At 57.0% G+C, this 26051-nt stretch carries 22 protein-coding genes and 1 pseudogene; 10 read left to right on the top strand and 13 right to left on the bottom strand.

Annotation, left to right across the window (positions count from 1 at the left end):
- Positions 1 to 83 precede the first annotated feature (83 nt).
- The 7 genes from HPC62_RS14915 to HPC62_RS14945 all read right to left on the bottom strand — a co-directional run bounded on the left by HPC62_RS14915 (position 84) and on the right by HPC62_RS14945 (position 7800).
- Positions 84 to 1097 carry a TauD/TfdA family dioxygenase gene (locus HPC62_RS14915; RefSeq protein ID WP_172356930.1) on the bottom strand — a complete coding sequence of 338 codons (1014 nt, stop codon included), beginning with the start codon at positions 1095 to 1097 and terminating at the stop codon, positions 84 to 86.
- Between the two features lie 295 nt (positions 1098 to 1392).
- Positions 1393 to 2085 (bottom strand): PEP-CTERM sorting domain-containing protein, encoded by a 693-nt coding sequence (locus HPC62_RS14920; protein WP_172356932.1) that lies wholly within the window; start codon positions 2083 to 2085, stop codon positions 1393 to 1395.
- Between the two features lie 460 nt (positions 2086 to 2545).
- Positions 2546 to 3700 carry a 7,8-didemethyl-8-hydroxy-5-deazariboflavin synthase subunit CofH gene (cofH, locus tag HPC62_RS14925; RefSeq protein ID WP_172356934.1) on the bottom strand — a complete coding sequence of 385 codons (1155 nt, stop codon included), beginning with the start codon at positions 3698 to 3700 and terminating at the stop codon, positions 2546 to 2548.
- A 16-nt stretch (positions 3701 to 3716) separates the two neighbouring features.
- Positions 3717 to 4397, bottom strand: a complete 681-nt coding sequence (locus tag HPC62_RS14930; RefSeq protein WP_172356936.1) for an NAD(P)H-dependent oxidoreductase — start codon at positions 4395 to 4397, stop codon at positions 3717 to 3719.
- Between the two features lie 232 nt (positions 4398 to 4629).
- Positions 4630 to 5088, bottom strand: a complete 459-nt coding sequence (locus HPC62_RS14935) for an NUDIX domain-containing protein (RefSeq protein ID WP_172356938.1) — start codon at positions 5086 to 5088, stop codon at positions 4630 to 4632.
- Positions 5088 to 6878: a signal peptide peptidase SppA gene (sppA, locus tag HPC62_RS14940; RefSeq protein WP_172356940.1), complete on the bottom strand. Its 1791-nt coding sequence runs from the start codon at positions 6876 to 6878 to the stop codon at positions 5088 to 5090. The genes HPC62_RS14935 and sppA overlap by 1 nt, the downstream gene beginning before the upstream one ends.
- Before the next feature lie 178 nt (positions 6879 to 7056).
- Positions 7057 to 7800: a cytochrome c biogenesis protein CcdA gene (locus tag HPC62_RS14945; RefSeq protein ID WP_172356942.1), complete on the bottom strand. Its 744-nt coding sequence runs from the start codon at positions 7798 to 7800 to the stop codon at positions 7057 to 7059.
- Positions 7801 to 8133: 333 nt separating this feature from the next.
- Between HPC62_RS14945 and HPC62_RS14950 the strand changes: the two genes are divergently transcribed.
- Complete coding sequence (locus HPC62_RS14950; protein WP_172356945.1) at positions 8134 to 8913, top strand: YdcF family protein; 780 nt, start codon at positions 8134 to 8136, stop codon at positions 8911 to 8913.
- 41 nt (positions 8914 to 8954) lie between these two features.
- Here the strand turns inward: HPC62_RS14950 and HPC62_RS14955 are convergent, their stop codons facing one another.
- Positions 8955 to 10859, bottom strand: coding sequence for a glycosyltransferase family protein (locus HPC62_RS14955; protein ID WP_172356947.1), 1905 nt, complete (start codon positions 10857 to 10859; stop codon positions 8955 to 8957).
- A 96-nt stretch (positions 10860 to 10955) separates the two neighbouring features.
- Between HPC62_RS14955 and HPC62_RS14960 the strand changes: the two genes are divergently transcribed.
- On the top strand, positions 10956 to 11624 hold the full coding sequence (locus HPC62_RS14960) for a sulfotransferase domain-containing protein (protein WP_172356950.1): 669 nt from the start codon (positions 10956 to 10958) through the stop codon (positions 11622 to 11624).
- Between the two features lie 9 nt (positions 11625 to 11633).
- On the opposite strand, the gene HPC62_RS14965 is transcribed toward HPC62_RS14960, so the two are convergent.
- Entirely contained in the window at positions 11634 to 12806 is a 1173-nt protein-coding gene (locus tag HPC62_RS14965; protein ID WP_172353422.1) for a transposase, read from the bottom strand.
- An 84-nt stretch (positions 12807 to 12890) separates the two neighbouring features.
- Between HPC62_RS14965 and HPC62_RS14970 the strand changes: the two genes are divergently transcribed.
- On the top strand, positions 12891 to 13106 hold the full coding sequence (locus tag HPC62_RS14970) for a hypothetical protein (RefSeq protein WP_172356952.1): 216 nt from the start codon (positions 12891 to 12893) through the stop codon (positions 13104 to 13106).
- 152 nt (positions 13107 to 13258) lie between these two features.
- On the opposite strand, the gene HPC62_RS14975 is transcribed toward HPC62_RS14970, so the two are convergent.
- Both HPC62_RS14975 and HPC62_RS14980 read right to left on the bottom strand, forming a co-directional pair.
- Entirely contained in the window at positions 13259 to 15190 is a 1932-nt protein-coding gene (locus tag HPC62_RS14975; protein WP_172356954.1) for a flotillin domain-containing protein, read from the bottom strand.
- A 30-nt stretch (positions 15191 to 15220) separates the two neighbouring features.
- Positions 15221 to 16054 carry an OB-fold-containig protein gene (locus tag HPC62_RS14980; RefSeq protein WP_225910553.1) on the bottom strand — a complete coding sequence of 278 codons (834 nt, stop codon included), beginning with the start codon at positions 16052 to 16054 and terminating at the stop codon, positions 15221 to 15223.
- Between the two features lie 144 nt (positions 16055 to 16198).
- Between HPC62_RS14980 and HPC62_RS14985 the strand changes: the two genes are divergently transcribed.
- Together HPC62_RS14985 and HPC62_RS14990 are read left to right on the top strand one after the other, a co-directional pair.
- On the top strand, positions 16199 to 16558 hold the full coding sequence (locus HPC62_RS14985; protein WP_172356957.1) for a VOC family protein: 360 nt from the start codon (positions 16199 to 16201) through the stop codon (positions 16556 to 16558).
- A gap of 238 nt (positions 16559 to 16796) precedes the next feature.
- Positions 16797 to 18245: an ABC transporter substrate-binding protein gene (locus HPC62_RS14990; RefSeq protein ID WP_172356959.1), complete on the top strand. Its 1449-nt coding sequence runs from the start codon at positions 16797 to 16799 to the stop codon at positions 18243 to 18245.
- A 419-nt stretch (positions 18246 to 18664) separates the two neighbouring features.
- Here HPC62_RS14990 and HPC62_RS14995 read toward each other — a convergent pair whose 3' ends face one another.
- The gene (locus HPC62_RS14995) at positions 18665 to 18925 is read right to left on the bottom strand and encodes a hypothetical protein (protein WP_172353194.1); all 261 of its coding nucleotides are present in this window, start codon (positions 18923 to 18925) and stop codon (positions 18665 to 18667) included.
- A 169-nt stretch (positions 18926 to 19094) separates the two neighbouring features.
- Here HPC62_RS14995 and HPC62_RS24200 point away from each other — a divergent pair, with 169 nt between their 5' ends.
- The 5 genes and pseudogenes from HPC62_RS24200 to HPC62_RS24080 all read left to right on the top strand — a co-directional run.
- A complete protein-coding gene (locus tag HPC62_RS24200; RefSeq protein ID WP_172356962.1) occupies positions 19095 to 19301 on the top strand; it encodes a helix-turn-helix transcriptional regulator in 207 nt (68 codons plus the stop codon).
- Between the two features lie 210 nt (positions 19302 to 19511).
- Complete coding sequence (locus tag HPC62_RS23145; protein WP_216655264.1) at positions 19512 to 20042, top strand: hypothetical protein; 531 nt, start codon at positions 19512 to 19514, stop codon at positions 20040 to 20042.
- Between the two features lie 276 nt (positions 20043 to 20318).
- On the top strand, positions 20319 to 21644 hold the full coding sequence (locus HPC62_RS15010; RefSeq protein WP_225910554.1) for an IS110 family RNA-guided transposase: 1326 nt from the start codon (positions 20319 to 20321) through the stop codon (positions 21642 to 21644).
- A 154-nt stretch (positions 21645 to 21798) separates the two neighbouring features.
- Complete coding sequence (locus HPC62_RS15015) at positions 21799 to 21939, top strand: transposase (RefSeq protein ID WP_225910555.1); 141 nt, start codon at positions 21799 to 21801, stop codon at positions 21937 to 21939.
- Between the two features lie 74 nt (positions 21940 to 22013).
- A pseudogene (locus HPC62_RS24080) lies at positions 22014 to 23111 on the top strand (transposase); the annotation flags it as partial.
- Here the strand turns inward: HPC62_RS24080 and HPC62_RS15020 are convergent.
- Positions 23058 to 25727 (bottom strand): alpha/beta fold hydrolase, encoded by a 2670-nt coding sequence (locus tag HPC62_RS15020; protein WP_315872755.1) that lies wholly within the window; start codon positions 25725 to 25727, stop codon positions 23058 to 23060. The pseudogene HPC62_RS24080 and the gene HPC62_RS15020 sit on opposite strands and share 54 nt — an antisense overlap.
- Positions 25728 to 26051 lie beyond the last annotated feature (324 nt).

Here is a 26051-nt window from a genome sequence, read left to right on the forward strand (position 1 = left end):
GATTATCCGTGCCAAAACCGCCAATTCAAAATCCAAAATCGCCAATCTAAAATCAAGATCGCGGGTTAGGAAGCGGACAGAAACTACTCGAATGTGGTGCGGATAATGCGTTCGCCGGGGAGCCGATCGACGGCGGAAAGTCCTAAGTCGCGCACGACGAAAGACCGTTGCAGCCAGCGATCGCGCCCGTCGTAGCGGGGCACAAAGGACGAGCGGCCGTGAACCGTGCGGCGATTGTCGATGCAGAGCAGGTCGCCCGTGTCGAGCTTGATGCCGCGATAGACCTGGGCGATCGCCTCTCGCAGCGCTGTCAACGCCTCTTCTGCCTCCGGCGTGGTAGCGGTCATCAGGTCTTCATCATAGTTCAAAAACGGATCGTTGCGGCGGCCGTAGAGGACGGGCAAAATGCGGTCACTCTGCTGCGTGCGATCGCGATTGCCAAAGGAATAGTCGATCCCGGTGCGATAGAGCGGCTGGAACAGGAGGTCTTGATGCGCCTCCGACAGCAGTGGCAGAGCATGGGCGACGCTGGCGTAGGTGGTTTCGGCCATGTGGTCGTGGTCGGGCCGCAAACAAAACAGCAGCAAAAACTCTGGCGGGTAGGGATGAAACACGGTTTCTCGGTGAAACTGGAGCCGGGTTTGTGACCCTGTAGACACCTGCACATGCTCAGTTCCCTTGACGGGAGCCAGGTTTTGAAACAGGTCGCCGTTTTTCTCTTGAATATAAGACACCAGATGCCCAAGACGGCTGCCGATCATTGCCAGACAGCGCTCGCTAACGAAGGTGGTTTTTTGGGGCGATCGCTCGGCGTTGGGCGGTGTGGGAATGCGGTACAGCCCTGGATCAATCGGCAGCCCGCGAATCAGCAGGATGCCGTCGCTGTTCGAGCGCACCTGAAACTCTAGGAGCGATCGCCGCACAAAGCGGGGCATCTCGTCTGCCCGCATTTCACAATCAAACAAAAACTCTTCGGTGTCCTGGTAGGGATTGGGCCCCGGTGCCAGAAACAGGTTCATCGTCGCTTCGTCAAACTCGCCGCAGTCTACTATTTCTGGTGTTTCTGGTGTTTCTGGTGTTTCTGGAATTGACGGCAAAGTCGCCGGGGGTTGCAAAGGGGGTTGTAGGGATGCTTGGTGTGTGGATGCCTGCGTCAACATCTCGATTCCTCCTCAGACCTGGAACGACTATAGCCGCCAGATTGGGACGATGGCGGTTCAGTCACAACAGTTCTGCACTAATGCACTGCTAGTGCGCTTTCTCCAGCTTAGCCTTCGCGATGCTTAAGTTCCCAGACTGTAAAAAAGCGCGAAAAAAGCGCAAAAAAGGCGTACCCGATGCCCAGGTACGCCCCTTGCCAAGACTTCTCGAAGTCGATAATGATGCTGATGATTACGCTTCGGTCTGCTTGGCTTGCTTGCGCTTTACCGAATAGCCTGCACCCAGCGCTGCCAGGCTACCCAGAATCGTCATCGGCTCCGGAACCGCAGTGCCCGTAGGCGGAACCACTGTGGGCGGCTTCTCAGGATCAAATGCCGTCGGAGCAACCCCATACTGCTTGGCGCTGCCACTACCGCCGTTGGGGCCAGAACCGACTGCTTGAAGACGAACCGCAAAGGTCTGGTTGAGGAACTCCTGAACCGTCAGACCAGCCTGGGCAATCTTGAAGGTAGTAGAAGTCAGCAGCCCGCCTGCGGCCCCCACGGTGCCAAACTGAACCGCCATTTCAAACCGCTGACCAATATTGCCACCGACGATGTTGTTGGTGTTGAAGGCAACTTTTGTTACGTCTTGCCCGGTGACATTGCTCGCCTTCAGCGTGTTGTGGTTGAACGTGCCGCCAAAGTTGAAGTAAACCGCCAGCAGGTCGCCAATATTGTTGGAATCGTTGACCTTGAGCGTTACTTCAACGCCATCTTCCACATCTTTTGCAAAAATATCGACGTTAACCGGAGTGCCGCTGCGAGTGCCATCAGAGGCCGAGAAGCTAAGGCTAGCGGCGTTGGCAGGGTTGACCGCTGCCATCAGAACCACGATGCCCGTAGAGGCAAGTGCCGTAGACCAAGTAGTGAGTGCGTTTTTCACGAATCCAAACCTCTTGATGTAGTGATCAAAGGGCGCGGCTGAGAGAAAACTCAGAACGCGCTGTGTTAATGCCCCCTTATTCCATGCGCCTTATTCCATGCGCCTTATTTCATGCGCTCCATTCACTGCGCTGTGTCTGATTCAACACAGGATGCTGTACACAATGCGGAGAGAATATTTCGCGCAAAACATTGTATTCCTGACTACATTTAAGATACCCACTCTATTGAGTTAAGTACTCTTTTATACACCATTCTTGATACGATCTTTAAACTTTGCCTTCTGGGGATGAATTCCTGTAAAACGACCTGGAGAATTGAGGAGTCTGAGTAAAACAACTCCATCACAGAGCCATCTGCCACGGCAGGAGCAGACTCGCGTTGTATAAAAGATGATCAGATATACCGTAATAGTACGAGTTTCACAAATCTTTCTGTGGCGCTGATGAATCGTCGCCGGGTCAGGACACACTGGAGACAACGGGCTGATACAGGGTGTCTCGCTGCTGGGCAGGGCGATCGCACTGGAGAATCGCCGCCCGCAACTCTTCGACCGTCTTGCACGTACCGCCCTGGGCACCCGCCATGCTGGTGATGTGTTCTTCCATCAGCGTGCCGCCGAGGTCGTTGCAGCCCCATTGGAGGGCTTCTGTTGCGCCCGCTAGCCCCAGCTTTACCCAGCTTGGCTGATGGTTGGCGATCCAATTGCCCAAAAAGAGCCGGGCTACTGCCGTCAGCTTTAGCGCGTCGGCCAGCACGGGCTGATCGCGCCCCACCCGACGGCGCAGGGGCTTGGGCGCGTCTTGTCCCACAAACGGCAGCAGGATGAATTCGGTGATGCCCGTCGCGCCTTGAGAAAGAGAGGCCTGCTGGAGCGATCGCACTTGACCGAGATGCCGCATCTGCTGCTCTGGCGTTTCGATGTGCCCAGAGAGCATCGTGCTGGTGCTGGGCATTCCCAGGCGGTGGGCAGTGGCGACGATTTCTAGCCACTCAGCAGCACTAATTTTTTCAGGACACAGGATTTTTCGCACCTCGTCGTCCAGCACCTCGGCCGCCGTTCCAGGCATGGAGCCAACGCCCGCGTCTTGCAGAGCCACAATTACCTCGGCATAGCTCAACCCATCCTGACGGGCGATAAACTGCACCTCTTGGGGCGAAAAGGCGTGCAGGTGGAGTTGGGGGAATTCGCGTTTAATCAGGCGCACCAAGTGGACATAGTAGGAGAGCGATCGCCCCCCGATCCGTGCCTCTGGATTTAGCCCGCCCTGCATACAGATTTCTGTCGCGCCCTGCTGCACGGCTTCGGCAGCCTTTTCTAGAATTGCGCCTTCGTTTAGCCAATAGGCTCCGGCCGCGTCGGCATCGCGGCGAAAGGCGCAAAAGCTGCAATGCTGTTCGCAAATATTGGTGTAGTTGATGTTGCGGTTGATGACATAGGTGACGACCTCACCCACCTGTCGTCGTCGCAGTTCATCAGCGGCCTGGCGGAGCGCGGCGATCGCCCCTGGGTCGGTTTGCCGCAACAGCGTCACGCCCTCCGCCTCGGTCAGGTCTACCCCCGACAGCGCCCGCTCTAGGATGTGGCTCACGGTTCCTGGATGCGTCGCTACCATAGGTGCCTTAGCTTGCCTAGTCGATATAGCTGATTACTTCCTCTAGAGGATAGCGAACCTTGGGACGGGCGGCCGACTTGTCATCCTCGGCGCGATAGCCCGCAGGACACATCACCACCGACGCATACTCACCGCCCGCCAGCCCCAGCAGTTCGTCTACTTTAGCAGGTGCAAAGCCTTCCATCGGGCAGGTGTCTACGCCCAGCAGCGCCGCCGCCGTCATGAACTGACCCAGGGCAATGTAGGTCTGGCGCTTGGCCCATTCGTGCAAATCCAGCGGGTAGGGCGGCTTGTCCAAAAAGCCCTTGACCACATTGGCAAAGCCCTGCAAATTTTCAACACTGGTCTGCTGCACGTCCGCCATGCGAGCGATGTAGTGATCGACATCGGCCGCGTCGGTCTTGACTTTGGCAGCAAACACGACCAAATGCGACGCATCCACCACCTGCGTTTGTCCCCAAGACAGGTCTACAATTTGGCGGCGCAGTTCTGGATTTCGCACCACCAGAAATTTCCACGGCTGAAGCCCAAAGGACGAGGGCGCAAGCACCAGGCTCTGTTCCAAAACCTGCCAAGTGGGTTCGGGAATCGTCTTAGACGGGTCAAATTTTTTGGTGGCATAGCGCCATTGAAGCTGCTGAAGCACTGTGTCGGCAGCAACCGGATTCGGAGCAATCGGATCGGCAGAAAGTGTCATAAGAAATGGCCTGGTGTGAAGTGGCTTGTAGCAGAAACGCATCCAATAGGGTCAGGACTGGCGCAGTTAAGTTCCCTGAAACTCTCTTAAAGAAGGGAGACTTGCCGGAGAAGGCATTCCCACTAGAAGGCTAAGTTAATATTTGCTTAATAGTTCAACCGTGTAAAGGTTTAGTGCGAAAACATTCTGCAAAATATTTGCTGAGCTTGCAAACTGTTACGCGCCAAACTCATCAGGCAACCCGGCCGAGCGCCCGCAGGGCTGCCCAGGCGCGAGCAGAGCAGTCCTCCTGGCGCAGATTGGCGATCGCCCGCCACTGAATGCCCTCTGGGCCCACCTCAGTCGGGTCGCCTTGCAGCATTGCAGGACGTACAGGCAGCGTGCATTGGTGAATCAGGTGAATGGTGTGCGAGATGGGCGCGTCGGCGTTGGGGAAAAACTGCTCGAACACGGTCAACAGGCGATCGCACTGGAAGTCTTGAATCCCTGTCTCTTCCCAAACCTCGCGGCGTAGCCCCGTCAAGATGGGTTCCATCGGCTCTAGCCCGCCCCCTGGCAAGTCCCAGCAGTCGGGTTCTGGCGGCGATACCTGGTGCAGCATCAGCACCTCATCTCCGTCCACAAACAGCGCGACGACGGCGACGCGCAGCGGGGGCCCTGGGATGCTGGATATCGGCTGGGTGTCCGACATTATTCAATCCTCAGGTTAAAGAGCAGGCGCATATAGAGGTTGGCGGGATCGTCCAGTAGCTCGAAGATTTCCAGGTCAGATTGCAGCGCATCGAGGCGATCGCCCAGCAGGGTACGGCTCCGAGAATCTTCCGGCAGACGGCTCTGCAAATCAGACAAAAACTGTTCGCCGAAGCTGAGGCGCTTGGGATATTCCTCCACCGACCAAGTTTCCAACTTCGCCTCGGCGGCGGCTTCTTTGAGCGCGGCTTGCAGCCCGCCCAGTTCGTCCACCAGCCCCACCTCTTTGGCCGCTACGCCCGACCAGACGCGCCCCTGCCCCACCTGGTTAACCTGCTCCCGCGAGAGGGGCCGTGCCGATGCTACGGTGTCTAGAAATGTACCGTAGGCTTGCTCGGCCATCCGTTGCAGCAGCGCCATTTCTGCTTCGGTGCGGGGGCGGGAGGTGGTTTCGATGTCGGCATAGCGCCCCGTTTTGATGATGTCCCAGGTAACGCCGTTGCGGTTTGCAAGGGTCTGGAAATTGGGCACGAGTCCAAACACGCCGATGGAGCCTGTGACGGTGTTGGGCGAGGCAAAGACCTTGCTTCCCTGGGCAGCAATGTAGTAGCCGCCAGAAGCCGCAACATTGCCCATCGAGGCGATCACGGGCTTTTCCTTTCGCATCAGCGTCACTTCGCGGGCGATCAGGTCAGAGGCGACTGCGCTGCCGCCGGGACTGTTGATCCGCAACACCACGGCTTTGATCTCCTTATCTAGCCGCAGATCTCGCAGCAGCTTCACGAAGCGATCGCTCCCGATCTGCCCCGTGCTGCCCGTGCCGCCCACGATGTCGCCGTTGAGATAGACCAGCGCAATTCGATCGCCCCGCTTTTTCTCCGCCGCCACCGCCTGGGCGTAAGTGCCCAAACCAACACTGCGAAAGGTCTTGTCGTCTTCCTTGCGGTCGGTCAATTTTTTTAGGTCAGCGAGTACCTCATCGGGATAGGCGACCCGATCGATCAGTCCTGTGGTCTTCGCCTCGGTAGCCATGAGCAGACCGCCACTGTCGGCGATCGCCTGGATCTGGGTGGGCGACAGGTCGCGGTGCTGGCTGGCGGTTGTAATCACTTCAGTCCACAGATCTCGCAGCAGCGCTTCGGTTTGCTGACGCGCTTCGGGGCTATTGTTCTGGCGGGTAAAGGGTTCCACCGCCGACTTGTAGCGCCCCACCTGAAGCACCTGCACACCCACACCGAATCGCTCCAGCGCCCCTGCAAAAAAGGTCATCTCCGAGCGCAGGCCGTTCATCTCCAGCACGCCCGCTGGGTTCATGGCCAAATCGGTTGCCGCCGAAGCCAGGTAATAGTCCCGCTCGCTCCAGTTCACGTCGTAGGCGTAGATGGGTTTGCCGCTGTCGCGGAAGGTGTCGAGCGCCTGCCGCACTTCCCGAAGCGTGGCATAGCCTGTGGTGGCAGGCAGATTCCCCTCCAGCAATAGCCCCACGATTTTTTTGTCTGCTGCGGCCGCTTCGATCGCGTCTATGGCGGTTCGCAGCGAGACGGGCTGGCGGGTCGTGCGCCCAGAGAGCGCCTCTTGAAAGACCTGGCCAGGGTTCACCGAAACGGGCGCGTCGGCAATGCCCCGATCCAGATTCAGCGTCAGCACGGATTTATCTTCGACCCTGGGCCCGCTGTCGCGTCCAGAAAGGGCGATCGCCACCAGCAGCATCACCATCCCGCCTGCGCTCAGCACGCCAAATAGCGCCAGCCCAGTCAGCGTTGCCAATACATTCTTCAGAAAATCGCGCATGGGAGTGAGGAATTGTGTGGATTTTGGATTTTAGATTGGCGATTTTAGATTGCCACATTATTGCCAATTTCAAGAGTCTGTGGGGCTTCCAGCGATTTTATCAGTCCGCTAAATTCAGTCTGCTAGATTCAGGGCGCTAGATTCAGGGCGCTAGATTCAGGGCGCTAGATTCAGGGCGCTAGATTGCCCCTGATCCGACGACGCGAGACAGCAGGGTGAACACGCCGAAGCCAATGAGCAGCACCCCACTCGCAGGCGTAATCCAGCCTGACCAGCGGCGCAGTTCCAGAATTTTTTTGAGAGAGGCAGTAAACGTGCCCGCCAGGATCAGCGGTGCAACGTAGCCCAGCGTGTAGGACAGCAGCAGCAGACTGCCCAGTAGCGGATCGCGGGTTGTCGAAACCCAGGCCAGCAGCGTCGCCAGCACCGGCGTGCTGCACGGCGAGGCCACCAGCCCAAAGGTCAGCCCCAGCAGGTAGGAGCGCACGCTTTCGGGCCAGTCTTTGGAAATCCACTCCATGCCCGTGAAAGAGGGCAACCGCAGCGGCAGGGCTTCCAGCAGGTTCAGGCCCATGAGAATGGCGATCAGGCTGACAATAATCGGCAGCCCGATGCCGACCTGGCCGTAGATGCGGCCGGCGATCGCCGCCAAAATTCCCAGCGCCGCCAGCGTCGTCGCCAGCCCCAGCGCAAACCAGGTCGATTGGGCCGCAGCCTGCCAGCGGCTCTTGGCTTCGTAGCCGCCGATATAGCCGATGGTAATGGGCAGCATGGACAACATACAGGGCGTGAGGCTGGTCAACAGGCCGGCGACAAAAATAATGCCCACGCTGGCGGGCGAGAGGTGGGTCAGTTGTCCCGACACCAGCACATCTGCTGCGTGCTGGAGTTGATAGAGCGAGGTTTTCAGAGTCTCAAGCATGGCAGCAGGCAGGGTTGCGACGCATGATAGGCAGGACAGAGCCATTTATTTCTTCCCCTCAATTGTAGAGTGTGCCCGGAAACGCCACAGATTCTCAGAGTATTGGTATGGTAAAGCTGGATTTGGCGGGTCTAAGTGCCGACCCTTACGCCAACTCCTGCACCGACTCCTGCACCGACTCCTGCACCGATCTGCGGGGCGTAAATCTGGACTTCTAGAACCTGACGCTCCCGGAAGATTACGGAATTTTCACAGGCGCTTAATCAAAACATCGATCCAGTTCCGAAAAATCCGATCCATCCTGGTAAGCAAGTGTAAAGGATTGCAACTACCATGCCCGGACTCGATTCTTTAACCTGGCACGATGTTGAAAACGGGATGCGGCAACTCGCTATCCCAATGGCCCTGATGCTCGCTGCGACCCTGGCGATTGGGCTACGGCTGATGCCCCCGTCTGCCCGCCGCGTTGCCCGAAATGTCATCCTGTTTCTGGTCTGCTTTGGGCTGGTGGTGGTTTCCCCAACTGGGGTGGCTGCGCTAGAGCGGGGTATGGCGGTTTTTGCCGCTCCAGACACAGGGGAATCGGTGGATGCCATTGTGGTGCTGGGGCGCGGGCGGCGGCTCAACCCGTCGCGGGTGGCTACGGTGGCTGAACTGTGGAATGCGGGGCGATCGCCCCAGATTTTTGCTAGCGGCGCGAGTGATGCGCCCCTGATTGTAGAGTCGCTGCGGGCGGCAGGCATTCCGGCTGAGGCGCTGGGCGGCGAAGAATGCTCTCGCACAACGGAGGAGAACGCCTGGTTTTCTCGCGCTACCCTGTTTCCCCAAGGCGTGCGGCGGATTTTGTTGGTCACCGATTATCCGCATCTCTGGCGATCGCAGATGACTTATGAAAGCGTCGGTTTTTCCGTTATCACCCACCCCAGCCCCCTGCGCGACACGCTCTCTCGCAAGCGCCGCCTCTCGCTCATGACCCGTGAATCGCTAGCCCTCATTGCCTACCGCCTGAAGGGCAGGCTGGGCGATCGCACTACTTTTGACACGCCTGCTTATGTAGAAAAGCGGCTAAGCAAGCAGCAGTGTTTGGTTGGTAGAGCAGCGGGGCAGGCTTAATCGGCGCGATTAGGGATTATTCATCACCCTTCTACTGCTCGTTACTCTTCTACTGGTAACCCCAGCCGCCGCTTCAGCCTAAACCAGCGATCGCGCAATTGCCAGAATTTGCTGGTTTCCATTGCGGCGATGCGGCCACGGGCGCGGCCGAGTTCTGCCTCAAGGTGCTGGATTGCTTCGGGCTGGCTGGCTTGCCGTTCGCGATCGCGCAATTCTTGTAGGCTGAGGAGGGTTTGTCCGGGTGCAAACTCCTGCTTCCAAAACATCAGACGGAGGCGGCGCATCGCATCGCGCCAGGCGGGTTTGCCGCTGTAGCTGGCGTTGTCTTGGGTGTCGCTGCGCCAATAGACCTCGGCCGTGGCCTCGTAGCTAAAGCAAAACTCGGCCCGCTGGCAGAGCATCAGCACCAGGCAAAAGTCTTCGCCCAGATCCAGCAGCGGGTCGCGGTCGAGAATGTCTTGAAGCAACTGACGGCGAACGACGTAGGAATTGGGCGGCATGAAGTTTCTTAGCTCCAGCAAATCTTGCAGCCGAAAGGGTTGAAAGTAGGGCAGGGTAATGGTGTCCATTTGGTGCAATGTTTCAGGGCTGCCGGATTCTAGAACCTTGAGCGTGCCGGAGTAGGCAACCCCAATATTGGACTGCTGTTCGAGGATCTTTACCAGAGTTTGCAGATGGTTGGGATGGATCGCGTCGTCGTCGTCCAGGATGGCAAAGTAGGGCGCATCGACGGCACGGAGGCCCGTCCAGAGGGTGGTGCTGCGGCAGGGAGCAGGGCTGGCAAGGCGGCGAAACTGGAGGCGATCGCCATAGTGCCCCAAAAACGCCTCATCCAGCCCCAGCACAGGCTGATATTCCACCAAAATCACGCCGATATTTGGATAGGTCTGGGCAGCGAGGCTGTCGAGGGCGCGACGAATATAGGACAGAGGACGGCCCCCCACCCGCACAATGACCTGCACCTGGGCAGGCGGTTGGGCACTCATGGGCGCAGGCACAAAGCCTTTGAAGCCTTTGTCTGTCAGCAGGGCCTCGTGGTGTGGCAGCAAATCGAGCAAATGCTTTTCTAGCGTGTAGTGCTGGATAAAAATTTCGTGAGCGGCGGCGGCCAAGGCTTCGGCCTGCTGGGGGTGCTGGGCGATCCAAGCCATGTGCTGCGAAATTTGCTCGACCTGTTCTGCGGGGTCGGCATCGGCATCGATATACAGCACCGTGTCGCCAAAGGCTTCGCGGATAAAAGCGTGGTCGCTGCAAATGGCGACGGCTCCGGCAGCGGCGATCTCAAAGATCCGCATGGAGGGCATTTCGGCCTGGCGGTGTTCTTCCCGGTGCAAACATAGCCCCACCCCCGCGCTGTGAATCGCCTCAAACACGCTGTTGCCGTCGTAGGGCAGTGCGCCGCGATGGGTCTGGTTCAGATAGGTCCAGCCGTCGGGGTTGCCGTATACGTCCATGTAGGGCTGCTGGTCTAGCCCTTCAAAGAGTTGCTTGAAGCGGGGCCCGTCCCAGTTTGACCCCAGATAGACCAGGCGCGGCTGGCTCAGGTCGGGCGGGCGATAGGCCGTTTTGGGGGCACTGGTGTAGAAGGGCGATTTGAAATAGCGCTTGGGGGTGTGGCAGAGCAGGTGATGCAGCCAGCGATCGACGACGCGGGAGCCTATCAGGTAGCCGTCGTAGGACAGGGTGTTGGTAATCAGCCGATCGGTGCCTTCAAAAAATTCGGGCGGACTCCACATGCAGAGATAGGTAGGCACGGGCGCAACCTTGGGGGTCCAGTGGTGCAGCACGATGACGCAATCGGGCTGGGCGGCACGAATTTCCGCTCCGGTTTGCACTTCGACTGCCTGCCAGCCAATGTTTTCTGCAGCCAGCACCAGCCGCCGAGACATTTCGACTTCGGCAATGTAGGGCTTGTCGAAAAAGGGATTTTGGATGGCAAGTTTCATGAGGGCGATCGCAGACAGCAGGCAAAAACCGAGCGCAGGGGACGCAACGCGCTAGAGTTTATCTTAGGGCATCCCGCTAACCCCTCTAGATTTGCTATGACTTCTTCGGCAGACCGTCCCATTTTGATCTACACCGTCCACAAAGCGGCTTCGATGTTTTTGCATCGGCTGACGCGGCAGATCGCGAGGGACCTGGAGATGGAATATTTCTCTATTAACAACAAGGCGGCGGGCTATCAAGAAGTGAAGGAATTGTCCTGGAATGGGTTCATCCAAAAATATCTGAGTCAGGCAGAAAAACGAGCTTGCTTCGGCCCAATTCGCTCGCTCGAAGCGATGCCTTCTATTCCCGAAGGAATAGAAGATTTTTCGGTAATTCTGCATCTACGAGATCCGCGAGACGTGCTGGTTTCTTCGTTCTTTTCCAATGCCTTTAGTCACCCGGTTAATCCGGTGATTTTCAATCCAGATGAAGCAGCCCGACGGGAATGGATTGAGCGGGGTATTGATGCGTTTGTAATCGAGCGATCGCCCGTTGTGATCGATCGCTATAACTGCCTGATTGCCAACCTGCTGGGACGAGAAAATGTCCTCTTTTTGAAGTATGAGGATATGGTACTCAACTATCAGGAATGGCTAGCAAAGTTCCTATCAGTTTTTATTGCACCAGAGCCAAATATCCCAACTGAAACACAGCCCAAAGGACTGCTGGCGCTGCTAGAAAAGCTGCCGCTGGTTCAACGAGAAGGGCGATCGCCTGCTTGACTGACAAAACTAAGAAGCTGGAATACGGCTGAGGACAGTGAATTCACGCTTTAGGGAGTCATCGTGTTGTCGCCTTGATGCGATGGCAGGTTGAGGGTCAGGTGAACAGGAGAGGAACTGATAAACGTGAATCTTCCACTGGTGAGTGATAGCCAGCCGAATCCAATTCCAGCCCAGCTTGAGATAACTCATGCCGCGCTTCCAGTGAGCATCGACTTGGCGACGCTTGCCGGATGCGACCACTTGCACCCCTTGGAGAACTAAGAACAGCATCGTCAAGGCGATTACCCCACACAACTGGGAAAGGGCAACCTTGTCTCTGAGTCTGGAGGCTTCGAGATTAAACCCGTTGGACTTCAAATCCAAAAACGACTCCTCCACCTGAAATCTCAGTCGATATTGGGCAAACGTCTGCAAGTTCGTCGGCTCATCACTCACAATTGTCCAATTCTCGCTGCTGAGTTTGTCGTGGGCAAAGGCAAGGTAAACATTGTCGTAGGGCTTTGTTCTACCCACCGACACTGCAGGCGTAAAGTAAGCTTGTCCTGGTTGCAATTGAACCGACGATACCTGGCGCCACTGCCCTTGGTGCTGAAATTGGAAGGAGCGTTTGATGCGGATGCGGAAATGCCAACCCAGATTCTCCCGGAGGTATTTCATCAACTTGCCATCGGCAAACCCTCGGTCTGCCAAAAGGACAATCGCGACACCTTCGGGCATCAGCCGTTGCGCTTGCCGCAGTACCCGTTGAATCGTCCACAACCTGACGGTGCTGCTTGATTGCGCCACCACTTTCCAAGCGACCGGAACCGTTCTTCCTCGGTACACCACTGCGACCCAGACGATGCAGAAACAATTCCATACGACCGTTGTATCGAGGCTTAAGTAGAGTCGTTGGGTCTGCCAGTTGGACAGAGCCTGCCCAATCAGCGCATGATGAGCGGACGCGACATTGATCCGCCGATTCGACAACCAGCGGCGAAACCGGCGTTGGTGGGATTGAGCCATTTGAGCGCGACTCCTCACATACACCCCAAATCCATTGAGATGAACGTTTTGGCTTCCAATCATGCCAATGATCATCCAGCACAGTGTTTGCAGATGGCGAGCATCCTGCCACTGAATGTCGCATTGACGCAGAAAATCATTCAACGCATCATAAAGACGGGAAGTCGGTGACATTGATTTGACTGGTTTGTGTGGTTACTTCTCAGCCTAAATCATGCTCTGCTTCCCGCATGGCTTTCGTTCCAGCTTTAACCTGTTTTGTCAGTCAAGCAGGGGCGATCGCCCAGCCCCACTTTCTCTGCACTCTATCAGGAGCTTTTTGAAGCCCACAAAGCTGATTTCCAGGTAGAAGATGAAGACGTTTATCGCCACAAGCGACAGGTGCTTCCCGGAGATCACACGCGCAAGCTGCAACCGGAAACGATTGCGGTTCTAAACGAGAAATTCGCAGAGGTTCTCAACGCCTTGAGATGAGATACGAACCAGTTGCGAATTCACAAATCCGTTAGGAGCGCCGTATCAGCTACGAACTTAGGACTGACGCAGTGGGACAATTTCTCGCGGGCTGCGCCTGAGAGAAATTGTCCAAAACCCAGAAAACCGATCGCAGTGCATCAGCCCTGGAACTATTCCAACTCTACCGACACAGGCGGGGCTGCAGAATCGGCGGGCTGGGCCGGGCTGCTGGAGTCGCGCATGAGTTGGGCGATCGCCCCGATGAGTTGACTCAGCTTGCCTTCGTCCAGCAGCGTGTTAATCAGCGACAGCCCGCTGGTAGACAGCAAGAGTTGGCTCACGTCGGGGCTTTTGCCGTTGCCGTTGCTGCCTGCGCCAGGGAAGGCGTAGATGCGGGCATCGCCCAAAACACCCGGCTGCGGAGCCAGCGCTTTGACAATTTCTGGCAGCTTTTCGGAGAGTTCTGGCCAGAGCGTGACCAGCGTTTGCGCCGTCAGGTTGGGCGTGCTGATCAGGTTGCGGGCGGTGAGTTCTGCTTGCAAGCCTTCGGCTTCGGCCAGCAGCTTGTCGCGCTGGGCGGCGGCCAGGGTGCGGATGGATTCGGCCTCTAGCTCTGCCGCCTGACGAGCGATTTCTGCCTGACGACGACGGCGGAACACGTCGATTTCCACCACGTTTTGTTCTGAAATGCGCTTTTCTTGGGCGGCGCGTTCAGCCGCGATGACGGCCAACTGGCGCTGCCGTTCGGCGACTTCCAGTTCGGTTGCAGTGGTTACGCCTGCTTCGGCACGGGCCCGCTCTGCGTCGGCCTCTAGGCTTTCCTTGCGCTTGGTGGCAATGGCGATCGCCGCATCCTCCTGGGCAATCCGCGCCAGCCGCTCGGACTCTGCCACCTGCACCTGCGCCTCCAGCCGCTGCGATTCCACCGTTTTTTGGCGGGTGATTTCTGCCAGGGCTGCCTCCTGCTGCTGCAACGCCTGAGCCACTTTCAGCTTTTTCTGCTGTTCCTCCAGAGCAATGTCCGCCTGGATTTGGCTCTGCTGCACGCCCAACTGCTTGCGGATTTGCTCCTCTTCCACCGTTTTTTCCTGGAGGATCTTGGCCCGCTGGGTGGCAGCCAGTTCTTTCACCTTGGCTTCTTCAATTTCTCGCTCCCGCTGTGCCTTCAGGCTTTCTACCTGCAACTGCTGCTCCAGCCGAGCAGTTTCTTTTTCTTGCAAAATTTGGAGCGATCGCTTCTCAGCATCCAGTTCTTTTTGCTCGATGGCGACCTGCGTAGCCAGTTCCACTTCCCGCTTTTGCTGAATGGATTTTTGAATCGTCTCCGTCCGCAGCCGCACGCCCTGCGCGTCAAAGAAGTTGTTGGTGTCGTAAGTGTCGCTTTCCTGAATTTCTGATACGGCAATGTTGTTCAGCGTTAGCCCAACTTTCGCCAGGTCGGGCTGCATCAGGTTTAACACTTCCTGGGCAAAGCCCAGCTTGTCGGAGTCGATTTCTGCCAGACTCTTTGTTTTTGCAGCGGCCCGAATCGCGTCATCTGCCCGCTTTTCCAGCGCGTTTTTGATGTCCTCTGGCGTAATCTTGTTGCCCTGAGATAGCCGCGCAGCAGCCGTTAGCACGTCCTCCTCAGAGGCCGTGATGCAGACATAGAAAGTAGCCCGCATGTCGGCACGCAGGTAATCTTTCGTGCGAACGGCAAGTTTACCAGCCCGCTCCACATCGATGGAGATTTCGCGCAAGGGTACGCGAGTCAGTTCATGAAAGCCGGGAAGAACGACACAGCCCCCATTCAAAATCACGGTTTTGCGCTTAAAAAAGACCCCGCCCGTTCGCACAAATGCCTCGTTGTTGGGCGTAATTTTGTAAACACGGGTGTACGCAAAAACTGCCACCAGGAGCAACAGAACCAAACTGCCGATTAACGCTGGGAATACGAGCAGTCCGCTTACGGGAAACTGGGCCAGCCTAGTGGGAACAAGCGCAGTGTCGAGGGGGGCGATCGCCACAATTTCGGAATACTCAGCATCACGCGCCTGAAACTCGTCCAGTTCATAAACCGGAACCGTGGGCAAAGACTGAATGAACGTTAGCCAGAACAGCATTGGAATATCCCTAAGATAGATTAAAGTAACTCAACGAGAATCTTTGAGAGTATGAGAACCGTTCAGCCAGCGATCCTGGTCAGGACTGTCCTTTGCAATGACCAGATAGCCCGCCCCCGATCGCTCGATCACCAGCACTGCGTCTCCCCGCCGGGGCAACACGCTGGCCCAGTCTGGCAGCATAGCGTTCACCGTTACCCGATTGCGGGCCGCATCCAGCACGTCTACCTGGCCGATGCGCCCTTCTGCCACGCTGGGAATGTGTCCCGTGCTGACAATCCCCAAACAACCCACGAGGCGATCGCCACTGACATCTTCTCCAAAGGAGGCAAAAATTCGCCCCAGCGGCCGCGCAATCTGTCCACCTAGCACCAGCGCCAGCCCAAACGACCCCAGCAGTACAGAGCCACTTGCCAAACTCCCCAGCAGCGTTTCCAGGGTTCCCCCCAGAAACACATTGCCCATCCAGCCCAGCAGCCCCCATAGGCTGAAGTCTGTCGCCAGCAACAGCATTAGCGGCGCACGACCCAACCCAAACCACCGCAGCACGTCTAGCGGACTGAATTCGCTGCCAGAATCTACATCAGTATCCAGGTCGAGCGGCGCAGCAACCTCGAAGTCTACGTCCAACTCTGCGTCCAGATCCACATCCAGATCGGCATCCAAGTCCAGATCAGCGTCTAAATCTGCATCATCGCCGCCGCCAGAAAAAATGACTACCAGAAACAGCGCCACTCCAATTCCAAGCAGCACCCAATAAGGTAAGTTAGCAGCGGCAAAGACAGGCATGATGACGGCAGACTGAAGAAGGGGCTGAAACCTGCTGCGATCGCCCCGTCGTGCTGGCTTAGCAGCAGGGGGCAAATGTGCCAGCGAAAAAATCGTCTACTCAGAATCCACTACAGCAAAGTCAGGCAGCATTCCCGAAACCGGAGTTCTATGCGCCCATCCTAGCGGCCCTAGAATAGAAGTACGGCAAACGTGACTGTTTCTTAACGTCTAAAGGCTATGAAACTAAAGCGCATTGGGCATGTGGCGATCCGCGTCGAGGATTTGGATCGAGCGGCGCAGTTCTATCAGAACTTGGGCATGGATCTGGTTTGGAAAGACCCAGACTGGGCATATCTGAAAGCGGGGGACGACGGGCTGGCGCTGCTGAGTGCCGCCTACGAGCAGGCGGAGCCCCACTTTGGCTTTGTGTTTGGCGATCGCGCTGAGGTGGATGCTGCCTATGAGCAACTTAAAGCCGAAGGGGTTCACGTCACGCCCGTCCACGAACACCGCGACGGCACGGCTTCGTTCTATGGCCGCGACCCCGACGGCAACTGGTTTGAGTACCTTTACGAGCCAGTCGCTGTGCCTGCCTAGTGGTTTGTCAACTTTCGTTTTGTCAACTTTAGTTTTAGGGTCAGCCCCCCAGTTTGTAGTGAGCGCTTTGGCGCTAAAGCACTCGCTACAAGCCGCAGTTTCTGCGGATTCTGAAATGTTTACGCTGCATTGGTCTGGCGACATAGGCGAGCAGGTGCGCGCAATAGCTTACGGAGTAAGCGCAGAGGTTGGCTGACTGCGCGTCCATCCCTGTCGATTTTCCCCGGAGCCTGTCGCCATGACAAAAACAAAAAGTAAAGATTTGACGGTTTTGATCATTTCGCTGCTGGTTACCGTTGGCTCGATCGGTCTGCTGTCTGCCTGGATTTTTCCTCGCCTTCAGCCAGGACGAATGTCGCCTACGGTTGTGGGCACGCCCTCCCCAACCGTAGGTGAGACGCCGCCAGACCTAAGCAGCCTGCCAGACCGAATCAGCCTTGGCAATCGGCAGTTAATCACGTCAGTCACTACGCCTGCCAAGCGGGAGGGCATTGCCGCGTTTGACGCGCAAGACTACGACAAGGCTGTGGAGTGGTTTGAGCTGTCGCTGAAGGCACTGCCCAACGACCCGGAGACGCTGATTTATCTGAACAATGCGCGGCTGTCGCGGCAGCAGACCCCTTACAAAATTGCCACCAGCGTTCCCATTGGCAAAAATCTCAACGTGGCGCAGGAGATTTTGCGGGGCGTGGCCCAGTCACAGGATGAGGTCAACCGCAACGGCGGCATCAACGGTGCGGGGCTAGAAGTCACCATCATCAACGACGACAACGACCCAGCGATCACACGAGAAATGGCGAAGCTGCTGGTGGAAAACGAGAGCCTGCTGGCAATAGTGGGACATAACACCTCGGATGCGTCGATGGCCGCAGCGCCGATCTATCAGCAGCATGGGCTGGTGATGATTTCCCCCACGACCTTTGATGCCGATGTCGCGAAGGTGGGCGACTATATTTTTCGCGCAGTCCCCACGGCGCAGTCGATGGTATTGCCGCTGGTGGAATACATTATGGCGCGATCGCCCCGTCCTGCCAGAATCCTTGTCTGCTACGATTCCCAAGCGCCCGACAACAACCGGTTTAGAAATGCGTTTATCGATGCGCTGACCGGGCGGGGCGGCGAGATTGTGAAACTACTGAATGAGCAGGGTGAGGATCTGTGTGATTTTGGCTCCCAGAGCTTTGATGCAGCGAGGGCGATCGCCCAGGCCGAGGAGCAGTCTGCCACAGGACTGTACCTCGGCCCCAGCATTAACTATCTCGATCCGGCAATTGAGGTCGCCCGTGCCAACGCCGGAAAGCTGCCGCTCTACAGCAGCCCGTCGCTCTATACCCAAAAGATTCTGCAAGACGGTCAGGCTGCCGTAGAAGGCCTGATCTTGCCCACGCCCTGGAGTCCCGATGCCTATCCCCGTTTTGCCCGCAGCGCCCAGCAGCTTTGGGGCGCAACGGTAAACTGGCGCACGGCGACGGCCTATGACGCAACCCAGGCTGCTATTGCGGGACTGCGCCGAGAGGCGACCCGTAGCGGTTTACAAAAAGCATTGCAAGCGCCAGATTTCGCGACCACGGGTGCAGAAGACGAAATGGTGCGGTTTCTCGACACGGGCGATCGCCGCCTCACGCCCGTCCTGGTGCAAGTTCAACGAATCGAGTCAGGCAGCTACCGATTCAGAGCCATTGATTAATTCAGAGCCATTGATTAGCGGCCAGCAAAGGTTGGACGATCCATTTCATTGAGCGCCAAAGTTACTATTGGATTACGCCCAGGCAGGCAAGAAGCAGCCTCACCCAGTTTTCCATTACGCTAAAGCCAGGACTTACGCACCTGAAATCGTTTCCTGGATTTTGAATGATTTCTCGTGGGCTGCGCCCGCAAGAAGTCGTCCAACTGCGTAAGCCCTATTTATAACTCCTGGAAATCAAGCGCAACGATCCGCAAAAGTGGGAACGCATCGTAGATTGGCTCAGCGTTTTGTTTGCAGGCGGCACTGAAGCCGTCAAAGCGTTCTATCCGCTGGCAGGTATCCCAATTGAAGTGGCTCGAAAGCTGTACGAGATTTACACCAAAAATCGTAAACCACTGCCAGAGGGATAGATTGCGCTGTCATTGATGCAGCGAAGTTGGTTTGGTTGGTTGCATAGAGGGCGATCGCCCCTTTTCGGTCACTCTGTCTGCATCCTGCCGATGGCGCTGGGTTTCCGCATTGAACACAATCACAAACTGCGCCTGGGGCAATAGCCGCCGCACGGCTTGCAAATAGCCCTCGGCATCAGCACGTTTGCAGAAGGCGGCCACCGTGATCCGCTGCATTTTGGGCAGCAGGCGCACGACAAGCCACCGATTCAAAGAGTCTCGGTAAGGCATAATGGTTCTGTTCCGTTGAGTGTGGATGATTCCGCAGCAAGGGAAGCTAAGCCAGTGCAGAAAGGTTGGTCGCCGGGATGCACTGGCTTATTGCGCTGCTGAAACTGTTCTCATCCTACATATTCGGGTTGGTTAAGTCAAATTGGTAAATTTGGTTTGAGAGATTTGGATGGAAAGCTTTGGAAAAAGGCTGAAACAATATCGTGAGGCAGCGTCTTTAACTCAGCGTGAACTAGCAGCCAGATTAGATGTGACAATCACTACTGTGCAAAACTGGGAAGCAGATCGCTACCTTCCCAGGCTGACCCCTCAGCAAACGCAGCTACTTTGCCAAACTTTGGGCATCAGTCTAGATGATCTGGCAGGCGAAAGTTAGGCGTATATATTGTCCAGGATGTTGTCCAATCGACTGTGATCAACTGGGAGAGCGATCGCTACAAACCGAAGCTTTACGCGACCCAGATGAAAGCAGGCTGCGACCTGACTGCCTGACACAAGTGGTTGAAAGAGTTGAGACCTCGTCAACAGAGGGAAAAGGTGAGCTGACATGAGACGCTGAAATTTGCGTCATCTCAGGGTCTGTATCATGCCAGCCACCACCTGCCTCTATGATCAAGTGCTGTCGTTATTGCGTCAATCCAGTAATGCCCGCGACCTGCGCCACCTCAAAGCGCTGGCGTGGATGGTGACGGCCCTGGTGTGCAGCGGTCGGTTGAGCCTGCCGCAGTGGGAAGCCTATGTGCCCAGTCGGGCCCGTCAGGCGCAAAGCACCGAACGCCGGTGGCAGCGCTTCCTAGGCAATCGCCGGGTGCGGGTCAAAAGTCTGTACGTGCCGCTGGTGCTAGCCGCCATCCATCGCTGGCAAGGTCGGCGGCTTTACCTGGCGCTCGATACGACGGTGTTGTGGAATCGCTACTGCAGGATTCACCTGACGGTTACCTGTTGCGGACGAGCGGTGCCGCTGCTGTGGCGGGTTTTGGAGCATCCCAGTGCCACCGTCAGCACGAAGCGATACCTCCCCATGCTGCGGTTAGCCCATCGGCTGTTGCAGTCGTACCCCGATGTGATGGTTATGGGGAGACAGAACCGCAACAGAGAGGAGACGACCATGCATTGAGCGACAGTCAGATGTCTACTAACATATCGCTTCGCTCCTCTCATACAGCTCACTAAGAGCCAGAGAAATGGTAATAGGAAAAGGAACTGGGCTAGGGATTGAGGACGACCATCCAACGTCAGACATCTCGATGTCTACTAACATATTGCATCGCCTCAACCTTGACCAGCTTCCTTCAACGAATTCTCAGGGAGTGGTGACAGACACCTTCCATAATCTCTTCGCTCAGAAGCAGGCAGCCCAGTTCCAGACAACAAACTATCCCCAACTTAGCTGATGGAAAGAACCTTTGTCGCCTACATCGGCATTGACTGGTCAGATCGCAAACACGACATCTGTCTGTACGACCCCGAGAGCGCACAGCGAGAATACAGCGTGATTGGCGCTCAACCGCAAGAGATTGCCAACTGGGTTGCGACCTTGCAACAGCGATACGGCAACAGCCCAATTGCCATCTGCCTGGAGCAAAAGCGAGGACCCCTGATTTACGCGCTGTGCCAGTACGACAACCTAGTGCTGTTTCCCATCAATCCGCGCACGGTTTCTAACTATCGACGAGCCTTTCAGCCCTCACGAGCAAAATCAGACCCCGTAGATGCCCAGATTTTGATTGAGCTGCTGCTCAAGCACCCAGACAAGATCCCCCCGTGGCAAGCCGCATCTTGTGAACTGCGAGCGTTGCGGCAGTGGAGTGAATCCCGCCGCATGCTGGTGGGAGAGAAGGTACGACTGACCAATCGCATCACCGCTGCTTTGAAGAACTTTTATCCTCAAGTGCTGGAGTGGTTTGAGGATAAAGATACTCAAGTGTTTTGTGACTTTATCACTCAATACCCTGACCTCCACTCTGCCCAAGCGGTTTCGGCTGAGGAATTGACTCTGTTCTTCCAGTCTCATCGAGTCATCCGCCGGAGCGCCATTGAGCGGCGCATTCACCAAATCCAAACCGCTGGCATCCCCCTGACAGAAGACCCAGGGATTGTTGAACCGATGCAATGGCTGGTGCAAACGCTGGTGATTCAGCTCAAGGCGCTGTTGCATCGACTCGATGAGTTAAATCAAACGATTGAGCAATTGTTTCAGTCTTTGCCAGATGCGGCGTTTTTCGATGCTTTACCCGGAGCAGGACCCCATCTTGCGCCCCGGCTACTGATTGCGTTTGGCGATGACCGCAGTCGCTTCGGCAGCGCCCAGGCGTTTATGAGCTATATCGGCATTGCACCCGTCAAAGAGGAGAGTGGCAAGAAACGTTGGACGCATTTGCGCTGGAGTTGTCCAAAGTTCTTGCGGCAGTCCTTTGTAGAGTGGGCTGACCAGTCGCGGCGGCACTCATCGTGGGCCAATGCGTTCTATCAGCAGCAGCGGCGATCCGGCAAAAGTCATCCCAAAGCGATTCGCGCTCTGGCGTATAAGTGGGGACGGATTCTCTGGCGCTGCTGGCAAGACCGAGTGCCCTATGACGAAGACCGCTATCTGGCGGCGCTCCAGCGGAAGAGGTCGCCGCTAGCGGCGATGCTAGTCCAAAGTCCGCTTGAGGGGATGACGAGTGCAGGAGGTGAGTGCGGTAATTCTAGGGTTCAAGTTACGCTAAAAGACACATGACAGTTCAACAAATGGAACGTATTTAGGAATGAAACATTTAATGCAATGTAGCCAACCTCGGGCTGGCTTATGGTTTGCTGCGTTTAGAGTCTGTGCATCAATTTACTCAGTACCTTTTCACGGTTGACTGTTGACTCCGTCTCCCTCAGGGCCTATGTTAGCCGACCGCGGGTTTGCTAACCATGACCTGCTGGAGTGGCTAAGCCAAAGTCGCTGGCACTATTGTTTACGCTTGCCCAGTGACGTAGTGGTGCAGGGTCCGCGCCGTCATCCTGTTAACTTTAGTTTGGACTAATGGTGAAGAGGAAGGCAGTCAATGAGAAGCACCGACTGCCGTAAGGTCAATGAAGTACAACCAACATTGACCCCATGATTTTCAACGAACTTCAGCAATTTCGCCAAACGTTGTATGCCAGCTTGGGAAACGCCAGAGATGCCCTGTTTGATCTGATGGATGCCGTGTTAGTGAGTGCGTGCATCGTGTCGTTTGTGAGGCTATCGCAGAGTCCTGTCTTTCGTCGCCAGTGGTCGAGCACCTATGAAGCGTTGCGCGATAGCCGCCTACCCCGATCAAAGGTGCTGAAGCTGTTGGTGCAGCAGATACCGACTCAGCAGCAACCGTTGTTGGCAGGTGATGCGAGTCGGTGGAACCGTCCTGCTGCCAGGCGTTTGAAAGACCGCACCTTATCAGGCAGAACAGGACATGCCCCGATAGCCGGACAAAACTACAGTACCTTAGCCTGGATTGCTGAAGACAGGGGCAGTTGGGCATTACCATTGCGGCATGAGCGCATCACCAGCTTTGAAACACCCGCCAGTAAAGCGGCATTCCAACTCAAACAAGTGACTCGGCAGTTAGCGGTGCGTCCGTTGGCGATCTACGACCGAGGGTACGGCAATGCCAGTTTTGTCAACCAAACGGCAGGGATTGAGGCAGACTTGCTGCTGCGGGTTACATCCAATCGATGTGTCTATGGCGCGCCCCCAGCGTATCGAGGGCGAGGCGCACCTGCCAAGCATGGACATAAGATGAAACTCAATGACCCTGACACTTGGAGTGTCCCGGTCGAAACCGTTGAAGTCGATGATCCCAACTGGGGACGAGTGCGGGTCAGTCGTTGGAGTGCATACCATTTCCGCAAATCCCCCAAACGGGCAATGGAAGTGTTGCGCGTGGAGGTGCTGGAGACACAGAGCAGCACGCGACGCTTGGCTCCTTTGTGGTTAGTTTGGCTGGGTGAGCAGATGCCTCCGTTAGAAACCCTGTGGTTGCACTACCTCCGTCGCTTTGCCATTGAACACTGGTATCGCTTTGCCAAGCAGAGGCTATATTGGACACATCCCCAGTTCAGTTCTGTATCGGCAACCGAACAGTGGAGCAGCCTGATGCCGTTGCTCAGTTGGCAGTTGTGGTTAGCGCGAAAGGACTGTACTGACCACCCCTTGCCCTGGCAGGCACCGCAAGAAACGTTGACTCCGGGTCGGGTCGCACAAGCGTTTGCAGGCATTTTGGCAGCGATCGCCCGCCTGCCGCGCCGCCTGACTGGTGAGGAACTGGTTCACCGTGTTGCGCCAGGTGGAGTCGGTGGCAGGCAGCAGCATTCCGTAGGGGTCGCAAGACAGCGGCTCTGGCGGCAGCAGCGTGTAGCCTGCCCTAGCCAAGGAACTGCTGGTTTGCAGTGCTTCGCCCAGCAGCAGCACGCCGTCGCCCGCAAACAGATCAATCGCGCCACTCCGCAGCGCCTGGAATCCTGCTGTACGAGCCGTATCGCCGCGCAACGTCACAATTTGCGCCGCTGGATAGCGCTGCCGAATCACCTGCTCGGTCACCGTGTCGCGCAGAACCCCGATCCTGGCTCCGGTCAGCGTACCCAGCGCGTTGAACTGTTCGGCGGTGTCGGCCGCGGCCAAAAGCTGTACCCCCGTCAGGAAAAAGGGCGCAGAAAACAGCACTCCCTCAATATCGGATCGCAGCGTGTTGGGCCCACACTCGATTTGTACAGTGCCTGCTTGCACCAGGCTAAAGCGGTTCGACACCTCGGCGGCGATGAGGTCGAGGCGGATCGGGCGGCCCAGTTGCGCCTGGAGTTGCTGGGTGAGGCCGTTGAGTAAATCGACGCAATAGCCCGACAGGTTCCCTGCGGCGTTGACCGTGCCGAAGGGCGGCGAGCCAGGTTGTACGGCGGCCCGCAGCACGCCCGATTCGGCGATCGCCCCCAGCACCGACCCGGGGCGATCGCCCGGTAAGCGGGTCGTCACCTCTGGCACAAAGGGAATCGGCGGCGGCCCGCCAAAGGCTTGTTCCAGTTGCTCCTGGGAGAGCGATCGCACCAGTCGCAAGTCCAGCGGCTCCTCGCTGATCGACTCGGCATAGGCGGCGCTCAGAAACATCTCATAGGCGGGCTGATTGTTCAAATGCCGCTGCAAGAAGGCCAGGCTCATCTCGCGCACATACTCCTGCCCCAGGCGCGGCGACGGCCCAGAGAGCAGCAGGCTCACGGTGTCTAGCGTCGCCCCAGAGGAGGGCGTGTTGTCGGCAAAGGTGTGGCTACTGGGAACCATGATGGCCAGATACTTTGCAGGCGTATTGAGCCAGAGAAAGGGATGAATCTGCTGCTGCACCGCTGAGGCGATGAAATCATTGCTGCCGCTCATCATCATCACGGGCACCTGGATTTGCCCCAGCCCTTCGGGCCCAAAGACGGGATGGGTCAGCGGACTGACGGCGATCGCCGCCTGGACTCGCGGGTCGCGCAGCATGTAGGTATAGGGCGGCAGGCGGCTGGCCCCACATTGCAGCACGAGCGACACATCCAGTCGCGCCTGCGGACGGGCACATTCCTGCTGAAACAGGTCGCCCGTGTTCAAGCTTGCGCCCGCCAACGCCAGCGCCGTGTAGCCGCCAAAGGAATGCCCCAGCACGGCGACTCGCTGCAAGTCCATACGTCCAGCCAGCCCTGGGTCGGTGTCTGCCATCTCGCCCAGGGTATCCAGCACATAGCTGACATCCAGCGGGCGATCGACAAATTCCACGGGTGTCACGGGGCTGGTCAGCACACCTGCCAGGGCGCTAGTGCGGCGGCTCTCGTCGCTGCCGATATGCTGCGGCAGAATAGCGACAAAGCCGTGGGACGCGAAGTGGTCGCCCAGGTAGGCAAAGGCTTCGGGCGTAGACCCCAGCCCGTGGGAAATGACGACGACGGGCGCGGGCTGGGGCAACCCGTCGGGCAGCCGCAGCAGTACGCGAAACGGACGAGGGATGCGATCGCCCAAGAGGGTGCGGCGATCGCGGCTAAACTCCAGCGTGCGCGAAATGACGCGGTAGGGGCCCAACTCCCCCGGATCGGGCAATCCGGTGATTGCGGGCAGGGGCGACGCAGCCGCCTCTTTTTCTGCTGCTTCGTTAATTGCCCGCACCACGGCATCTCGATAGTCGATCTGGGTGGAAAACTGCTGCCGCAGTTCAAGCAACTGCTGGGCACTCAGGCGGATACTGTAGGACGGATATTGCCGCAGCCAGCCGATGATAGACAGTCCCTCCGGCTCACTCGCCGCCAAAATCGCCGCTGCCCGAATCGCGGAAAAACCGTTTTGTCGCGTGTCGGTTCGCACGACTGCCCCCAGTCGCCGCAGGGTTTCCTCGCCCAAAGAGGAATAGAGCAACTGGGAAATCACCACCGGATCGACCTCAAACCGCCGCTGGAGAAACTGGCGCAGTTCCGCCATACCCGTTTCGCCCAAAAACCGCGAATAGAGCTTCAGCCCGCCCCGCACCTCGCCCGTGGTAGCGTAGGTTTCCAGGTCGTCCACCGCCAGGGAAATTTCAAAATTACCCAGGTTGACGATGACGCGCTCGGCGCTGTGGGCGGGGCGGGCAAACCAGGTCGATAGGCCCAGCGTCAGCCCGCAGGCCAGGGGCAATAGCTTGGTCTGGAGAAGGTTTCGGGGTCGCCATCTCCGCTGCCCCATGCTGAACTGTGCCGCCTGCCCCAGACTGGTGTGGTGTGCCATAGCCCTGCTGCTAAACCCTTGAGAAGCTGAGATGCCGCTGAAATGCTGCTGGTGAGATTCCGCACGATTCATCCGCACGCTGCCGAGAGCGTTTTCGTAGAATTTTTTGCGAAATTTCTGTGCAATCCAGAGCGTATCACACCCGGTTTCCTGCCTTTCCCTGCAAAGAAGAATGCAAAGAAAAATCGCCCGCCGCAAACCCCAGAGATTTACAAAACCTAACCAAGCGTTCGGAATAGATACAGAGAAAAGGGAACCACAAACGTTATGCTATGTCCTGAACGCTGCAAAAAGCCTCAGAACAGGGTGTTTTAGACGAGTTGTGGCTTGACCAGACGGCTCCTTTCTGGATTCTGGTTTACCCCACGCTAGACAAGGTTCACAACCTGTCTACCT

This window comes from Thermoleptolyngbya sichuanensis A183 (genome assembly GCF_013177315.1).
GTDB classification, from domain to species: Bacteria; Cyanobacteriota; Cyanobacteriia; order Elainellales; family Elainellaceae; genus Thermoleptolyngbya; species Thermoleptolyngbya sichuanensis.

What these genes read in the sequence shown, in the direction of transcription:
- HPC62_RS14985 (WP_172356957.1), top strand. Translation starts at nt 16,199, where the DNA reads ATGAAACTAAAGCGCATTGGGCATGTGGCGATCCGCGTCGAGGATTTG.
- HPC62_RS15015 (WP_225910555.1), top strand. Translation starts at nt 21,799, where the DNA reads ATGTTAGCCGACCGCGGGTTTGCTAACCATGACCTGCTGGAGTGGCTA.
- cofH (WP_172356934.1), bottom strand. Translation starts at nt 3,700, where the DNA reads ATGGTAGCGACGCATCCAGGAACCGTGAGCCACATCCTAGAGCGGGCG.
- HPC62_RS14995 (WP_172353194.1), bottom strand. Translation starts at nt 18,925, where the DNA reads ATGCCTTACCGAGACTCTTTGAATCGGTGGCTTGTCGTGCGCCTGCTG.
- HPC62_RS24200 (WP_172356962.1), top strand. Translation starts at nt 19,095, where the DNA reads ATGGAAAGCTTTGGAAAAAGGCTGAAACAATATCGTGAGGCAGCGTCT.
- HPC62_RS15010 (WP_225910554.1), top strand. Translation starts at nt 20,319, where the DNA reads ATGGAAAGAACCTTTGTCGCCTACATCGGCATTGACTGGTCAGATCGC.
- HPC62_RS14945 (WP_172356942.1), bottom strand. Translation starts at nt 7,800, where the DNA reads ATGCTTGAGACTCTGAAAACCTCGCTCTATCAACTCCAGCACGCAGCA.
- HPC62_RS14955 (WP_172356947.1), bottom strand. Translation starts at nt 10,859, where the DNA reads ATGAAACTTGCCATCCAAAATCCCTTTTTCGACAAGCCCTACATTGCC.
- HPC62_RS14960 (WP_172356950.1), top strand. Translation starts at nt 10,956, where the DNA reads ATGACTTCTTCGGCAGACCGTCCCATTTTGATCTACACCGTCCACAAA.
- HPC62_RS14935 (WP_172356938.1), bottom strand. Translation starts at nt 5,088, where the DNA reads ATGTCGGACACCCAGCCGATATCCAGCATCCCAGGGCCCCCGCTGCGC.
- HPC62_RS23145 (WP_216655264.1), top strand. Translation starts at nt 19,512, where the DNA reads ATGCCAGCCACCACCTGCCTCTATGATCAAGTGCTGTCGTTATTGCGT.
- HPC62_RS15020 (WP_315872755.1), bottom strand. Translation starts at nt 25,727, where the DNA reads ATGAATCGTGCGGAATCTCACCAGCAGCATTTCAGCGGCATCTCAGCT.
- HPC62_RS14990 (WP_172356959.1), top strand. Translation starts at nt 16,797, where the DNA reads ATGACAAAAACAAAAAGTAAAGATTTGACGGTTTTGATCATTTCGCTG.
- HPC62_RS14965 (WP_172353422.1), bottom strand. Translation starts at nt 12,806, where the DNA reads ATGTCACCGACTTCCCGTCTTTATGATGCGTTGAATGATTTTCTGCGT.
- HPC62_RS14975 (WP_172356954.1), bottom strand. Translation starts at nt 15,190, where the DNA reads ATGCTGTTCTGGCTAACGTTCATTCAGTCTTTGCCCACGGTTCCGGTT.
- HPC62_RS14930 (WP_172356936.1), bottom strand. Translation starts at nt 4,397, where the DNA reads ATGACACTTTCTGCCGATCCGATTGCTCCGAATCCGGTTGCTGCCGAC.
- sppA (WP_172356940.1), bottom strand. Translation starts at nt 6,878, where the DNA reads ATGCGCGATTTTCTGAAGAATGTATTGGCAACGCTGACTGGGCTGGCG.
- HPC62_RS14950 (WP_172356945.1), top strand. Translation starts at nt 8,134, where the DNA reads ATGCCCGGACTCGATTCTTTAACCTGGCACGATGTTGAAAACGGGATG.